Source organism: Streptomyces sp. NPDC002573, assembly GCF_042889625.1.
GTDB classification, from domain to species: domain Bacteria; phylum Actinomycetota; class Actinomycetes; order Streptomycetales; family Streptomycetaceae; genus Streptomyces; species Streptomyces gibsoniae.
The window spans coordinates 1-6,122 of sequence record NZ_JBIARC010000168.1; the positions used below are offsets into that span (position 1 = coordinate 1).

3 protein-coding genes and 1 pseudogene are annotated in these 6,122 nt (G+C 68.9%); 2 read left to right on the forward strand and 2 right to left on the reverse strand.

From position 1 onward, the window contains the following. Positions 1-455: 455 nt before the first annotated feature. Positions 456-1,268 (reverse strand): TrmB family transcriptional regulator, encoded by an 813-nt coding sequence (locus tag ACFYX0_RS46225; protein WP_388981450.1) that lies wholly within the window; start codon positions 1,266-1,268, stop codon positions 456-458. Positions 1,269-1,604: 336 nt separating this feature from the next. Here ACFYX0_RS46225 and ACFYX0_RS46230 point away from each other — a divergent pair, with 336 nt between their 5' ends. Then, positions 1,605-3,533: a putative Ig domain-containing protein gene (locus tag ACFYX0_RS46230; protein ID WP_388981452.1), complete on the forward strand. Its 1,929-nt coding sequence runs from the start codon at positions 1,605-1,607 to the stop codon at positions 3,531-3,533. 108 nt (positions 3,534-3,641) lie between these two features. Continuing rightward, a complete protein-coding gene (locus ACFYX0_RS46235; RefSeq protein WP_388981455.1) occupies positions 3,642-4,073 on the forward strand; it encodes a hypothetical protein in 432 nt (143 codons plus the stop codon). 10 nt (positions 4,074-4,083) lie between these two features. Here the strand turns inward: ACFYX0_RS46235 and ACFYX0_RS46240 are convergent. Beyond that, positions 4,084-4,824, reverse strand: a pseudogene (locus ACFYX0_RS46240) (nucleotidyl transferase AbiEii/AbiGii toxin family protein). Positions 4,825-6,122: the final 1,298 nt, after the last annotated feature.

Consider the following 6,122-nt stretch of genomic DNA (forward strand, 5'->3'; position numbering starts at 1 on the left):
ACTTCTCCAGCAACGGGACTCCTGGTCTTGATGATCACCTTGCTCGACACAAGCTGATCTACCAGGGGTCCCGTTTCCACTGTTCAGGCGGGGGGGGTGCCACCACCTCAAGATCCCTAACGCAACGGCGTTGCGGAGCTTTCCACCGCCTCGATCTGGTGGCAGGGCATGCCCTGACTCGCGCAGGGGCGAACGTTGCCTGATGCGGCACTGGAGTGCGGCTGCCGGTCAGCCGGTCCGGCAGTTCCGCCGTCTGGTGGGGGGAGCGGCCGCACAGGCGGGCGAGGGCGTCCATGTCGGTGCTGTGGCGAGGCTGGGCAGAGGTGTGTGACGCAAGCACCAGCGCAGTCAGCCGCAGAGCATGCGCCGTGGGAAGCGCGAGCAGCGATGCGGGGCGCAGTGCCGGGTGCTGTGACCGGTTTCGGCACCCACCGAACCCGGCGGTTCAGGAGACGCTAGAGTCCGCGGGCAGTCGGATCGGCGCGGTCCCAGACGTTCTGGAAAGCCAGTTGCAGGCAGTTGGCGAGTGCCGGGTGTTCGATGTAGAGCGCGGTGGTGGCGCCGGTGCCGGCAACCGGGTCCGGCATGTCGCAGAGCACGAGCGAGGCGTCGGCGATGATCAGCTTGAGCGGCAGCTCGGCGATAAATCGCGCCTCTTCCCCGGCTTCGCTGAAACACCGTACGTGCTCCAGTACTTCGGCGTCGTCGAGTGCGTCATGGGTGTAGACGGCTCGGGCGCGGCCGCCTGCCCTGTGCAGTCGGCGTACCGCCGCGATCCCCTCGGTGTTGGCGACCGGGGCGAGGAAGGGCCGTTGGGAGAAGCTCAGCAGTTCACGTCCGGCCTGTTCCTGGATGTCGGCGAATCGTTCGGCGATGGCCTTGGGATCGCGCAGGACCTCGATGTAGTCGAGCGGGTCGGTCTTGGTGCGTCCGTCGGACCAGACGGGCAGCAGGGCAGTGACGAGTGCTGAGGACACTTGCTCGAGCCGTTCGAGGGATTCGCGTTGCAGCGCCATGAGCCGGGCGGTGGCAAGCTCGGGTGCGACCGCGGAGAACGTGGCCACCCGGCCCGGGCGGACGGTGGCGAGCCGACGCCGCACCAGGGCGTCCAATACGTCGTAGACGCGCTGGCGGGGCACATCCGCCTCACGCGCCACCTCGGCGGCGGTGTACGACTCGCGCCTGACCAGCGCGAGGTAGATCCGTGCCTCGTAGCGCGCCAAGCCCAGTGCTGTGAGGTCACTGACTGATCCGTCGTCCACGTCCATGGCATCACACGCTATAGCCGATCCGCTCCGTCTTCCTGGCCGGGGAATGGGCGACGTCAACTCTGTCTGGATTTAGTGCGGTTGGGGCTTCGCCGCATTGCTCAACGAGGCAAAGGCTTTGCCGTTGACTGATAGTCAGTCGGGGCGGGCGCTCAGTAGCATCGCGGGGCCACCACTGACTGGGGTGGCAGCTCGCCCCGAAGAACGTGCGCCACGTGAGGCCCCCCCCGGCAGCAGTTGACCCACGTCCTGTCGAAGCATGGCTGATTTGTCATGGTCTTGACATGAAGGGGACTTCCTGCCACAGGGCACCAACTCCCCAGGAAAGGCAGTTTCTTGCGATCACAGAACACGGGCCACAGACCCAACCCGCTCCGGCAGTTCACCCGCCGCGGGGCCGCCGCGCTGACGTCGGCCGCAGCCCTGATAGCCGGCGGCATGCTGGCCCTCGCACCCCAGGCGGTGGCCGCGTCGGCCCCATCACAGGCTTCGAGCAGCTCCGTCGCCAACCCCTACAGCCCCGCGTACCAGCACCCGTACCGGCACGGCGCACTGCCGACCCTTCAGCAGCATGCCAAGATGAAGGCATGGGCGGCCTCCCAGAAGTCCGCGAGCGTCGCGACCGGACCAGAGACGCTGTCCTATGGCGGCGGCATCGACGGTATCGGTGTCCAGAGCGGCCACTCGAAGGTCTACCTGGTCTTCTACGGCACCCAGTGGGGTACGCAGAGCACCAACGGCAGCGGGGACCTGACCTTCTCCGGCGACTCGGCGGGCGCCGCACCCGTTGCTCAGGAGATGTTCAAGGACATCGGCACCGGTAACGAGCGCTGGTCGGCTGACCTGACCCAGTGGTGCGACGGCCCGAACGTGACGACCGGCGCGACCAGTTGCCCGGCGAACGCCAACTTCGTCCCCTACCAGAGCGGCGGCGTACTGGCTGGCACCTGGTACGACAACTCGGGGGCGTCACCCAGTGCCGCCACCGGGCACCAGCTCGGCGCCGAGGCTGTGAAGGCGGCCAGCCACTTCGGCAACACCACGGCTGCGTCGAACCGCGACGCGTACTACGTGATCCTGTCGCCCCACGGCACCAACCCGGACAACTACCAGGGGCAGTACTGCGCGTGGCACGACTGGAACGGTGACACCACGCTGACGGGCGGCGCGGTCACATCGACCGTCGGCGACATCGCCTTCAGCAACCAGCCGTACAACATGGACTCGGGCTCGGGCTGCGGCGTCGGATTCGTCAACTCCCCCGGCACCCTCGACGGCTGGACCATGACGCTCGGCCACGAGTGGCACGAGATGATGTCGGACCAGAACCCGGCCGGCGGCTGGACCAACCACACCGGCAGCTCGTACAACGGCCAGGAGAACTCCGACGAATGCGCCTGGATCGCTCCGGGCCAGACGGGCGGAGCGGCCAACGTCACGATGGGCACCGGCACCTTCGCCGAGCAGGCCAGCTGGTCCAACGACACCAACGCCTGCGCCATTTCGCACGCGATCGTCGGCGGCACCACCGGCAACACGGTCACAGTGAACAACCCCGGCAACCAGAGCGGCACCGTGGGCACCGCCGTGTCCCTGCAGATGACGGGCTCCGACTCCGACACGAGCCAGACCCTCACCTACACGGCGACCGGACTGCCGGCGGGACTCAGCATCTCCTCCAGCGGCAAGATCACCGGCACCCCCACCACCGCCGCCACCTCCTCCGTCACCGTCACCGCCAAGGACAGCACGAACGCCTCCGGCAGCACCTCGTTCACCTGGACCATCAGCACCACCGGCGGCGGCTGCTCCAACCCGGGCCAAAAGCTCGGCAACCCCGGCTTCGAGACCGGCACCGCCGCGCCCTGGACGGCCAGCACCGGCGTGATCGACAACTCCACCGGTGAGCCCGCCCACTCGGGCAGCTGGAAGGCCTGGATGGACGGTTACGGCAGCGCCCACACCGACACCCTGTCCCAGTCGGTGACCATCCCGTCCGGATGCAGCGCCACCTTCTCCTTCTACCTGCACATCGACACCGCCGAGACCACCACGACCACCGCCTACGACAAACTGACCGTCCAGGTCGGCTCCACCACCCTGGCCACCTACTCCAACCTGAACGCGGCCAGTGGCTATGCACTCAAGTCCTTCGACCTGTCCAGCTACGCCGGTCAGACGGTGACCCTGAAGTTCACCGGCACCGAGGACTCCAGCCTCCAGACCAGCTTCGTGGTCGACGACACCGCCCTCAACGCCTCCTGACCCCACCAGGACTCCCCGGGCACAGCACGACATGTTCCGCCCCGGCAGGGAACCACCGCCGGGGCGGATCCGTCCCAGCGGCACAAACCGCCTGGAAAGGCCCCGTCCATGGCGCTCCCGCGCACCCACTTGGCACTCCGCTTCGCCGCATGCCTGGCTCTCGCCGCCACCTCGGCCTGCGGCGCCGACGCGGCGCAGCCTGTCACGCCGACGCCCGCACACCTCCGGCTGGACGAGCGCGCGAACCACACCACCGTCCGGGCCACGGTGGGCACCTCGGTGGTGATCACACTGCACAGCACATACTGGTCCGACCTCACCAGCAAAGCACCGGATGTCCTGGCCGCCGCCGACACCCCGCGGGTCACACCAGCCCACACCTGTGCCCCAGGTGCCGGCTGCGGCACGGTCGAACTCACCCTGCGCGCCGTCCGACCCGGCTCGGCAGACATCACAGCCCGCCGCACCAGTTGCGGCGAGGCCCGGCGCTGCATCGGCGGTGAGGGCCGATACAGCGTGACCGTGAAGATCCGTGGGTGAACAACCTGGTTCAGGAGCGCCTGGGCCAGGCTTCACCCAGCTCACTCAATCGACTCTGTTGGTCCGGATTCGATCGGTCAGTGTCCGGATCATCGGACTCTTCGAGGAGCCGGGCCGCGAGGTCGTCGGCCCACTCCACGGCCCAGGTAGGAAGAGCGGTGATGGTGGGCTCGTCCAGGCCGTAGGCTGCAAAGGCCTCGTCGTCGGTTCACTCGGCGCCCGTGAGGTTGGACTGCAGATCCTCGCGCTCGAAGCGGCCGCGTGCGTGGCGCCGGCCGAATTCCTCGAGCTCGGCATTGGTCCAGCGGCGGGGGGCCGCGAACACGTCGATCAGGTCGCGGGGGGCTCCGCGGTCGGCGAGGGCACGGACCTTGGTCCCGATCACGTCATCCTCCGCGGGGACGGGCTCGTAGGGGCTCTGGGCGACCGGCCGCCAGAAGATCTCGTTGAGGATGTCGACTTCGCAGTGCTGCACCGTGACTGGGTCGGTCACGGTGAAGCGAGCGGACAGTGGGGCGGTCTCCAGCCTGTGCAGCTTCCAGCCGCGGGCTTCCAGGCCGGCACGGAGCGTGGTTGCGATGTCGGCCATGGGCGCCGGGTTCTCGGTGGCGGCATCGAGGTCCTGGCTGGGGCGGTTCACGAGGTGGTGTGCCCGCACGGCGTATCCGCCGGTGAGAACCAGTGGATAGGGGGAACCGGGCGCGATCACATCCGCCAGGAGCCGCGTGTGCAGCTCCGGCACGTCTGCCATGCGGCTGGCCGGGTGCGGGAGGTGAGCTGGGGGAAGGCGTCGTCCCATACGGCGCGCACGGTGCGACCGACGAGTGTGCGCAGTACCGGCCACAGCTGGAGGAGCAGGTCCTGGTTGAGGTAGCGGGCAGGTCGTCGCGCAGGCCCTCGTGCAGGACGGTGCGGTACAGACCCATGCGCTGGCGAGGCTTGCCCATGTCGTACGACGTCATCCCGGACCAGGCCATGTGCAGCGGTAGCTCCACGACCCCCTGGGTCGGGCCGCGCAACTCGTTCAGCGACTTCGGCAGACGCAGCCGGAACTTCTCCTGTTACAGCGCGAGGTCCTCGGCGTCCGCGGGGGAGAAGCCGCTCGGTGCGGATGCTGGGTGCTGCGGGCTGGAGGGCATGAGGCCATTGTGGCGGCCGGAGAGGTGGTACGGGTCATGCTGTGGGGTCGGCGTCCGGAGCCGACGGGGGCGGATCCCTCGGTGTGCTCCGGTTGCCGCAGTCTGTTTCGCCCCGGGTAGGACGGACTGTCGGCCTTGGCGCTCTGGGCGTTCGCACGCGGGGCGACAAGCGAGAAGACGGCTCTGACCTGCAATGCAGGTGAGTTGGGGCGCTTCTCCCCCCCCGGCGTCGGCCAGGTCGAACGCGGCCCGGCGGCCTCCCAGCCGCGTCAACTACTCCCCTAAATGGTGGACGGGGCGGGAGCACCTGGTGGCCTCCCCTGTGCCGCGGCGGCCGCAGGCGCTGCACCGCTGACGGGCACGGCGTGAACGCCGGTGTGCCTGCGCCCGGTTCCCCCAGTTGTCTTGTCACCGAATGCGGACAAACCCGAGTGAACGACGCCCGCCCCGGCGTCATCTCATGGGGTGCAGCGAAACCGCCGACGCGGCCGGTCGCCCTGCGGGGGCAGGGGGTGCCGCGTCCTGACCGACCATGGGGGAGCTTTCATCATGACCACGCACCGTGCCCGCCGTACCGCCCGTCTTGCCGCTCTGGCCGCCGTCACCGCCGGGTTGACGCTGGGCCTGACCGCCTGCGGAGGCGCCGACGACGGCTCGAAGGCGGCGGGCGGCGACCACGCCACGGGTACCTCGCAGAGCCGGCCCACGTCCAACGGGGACGTGCCCCTATCTGTTTCGTCAACCCTGGCGGGGCTGGTTCATAGGGGTTCGTGCTGGGTTCCGGGAACGTCACGCGAAGCGTGACGTTCCCGGCGGATCGGGTGTCGTGTGGGCAGGCTGGTGGCCGGCTTGGCGGGGTGGCCGTGCCGGTGCGCGGGCGTGACGGGGCAGGTGGGGTGTTCAGGCGGCG

What these genes read in the sequence shown, in the direction of transcription:
- ACFYX0_RS46225 (WP_388981450.1), bottom strand. Translation starts at nt 1,268, where the DNA reads ATGGACGTGGACGACGGATCAGTCAGTGACCTCACAGCACTGGGCTTG.
- ACFYX0_RS46235 (WP_388981455.1), top strand. Translation starts at nt 3,642, where the DNA reads ATGGCGCTCCCGCGCACCCACTTGGCACTCCGCTTCGCCGCATGCCTG.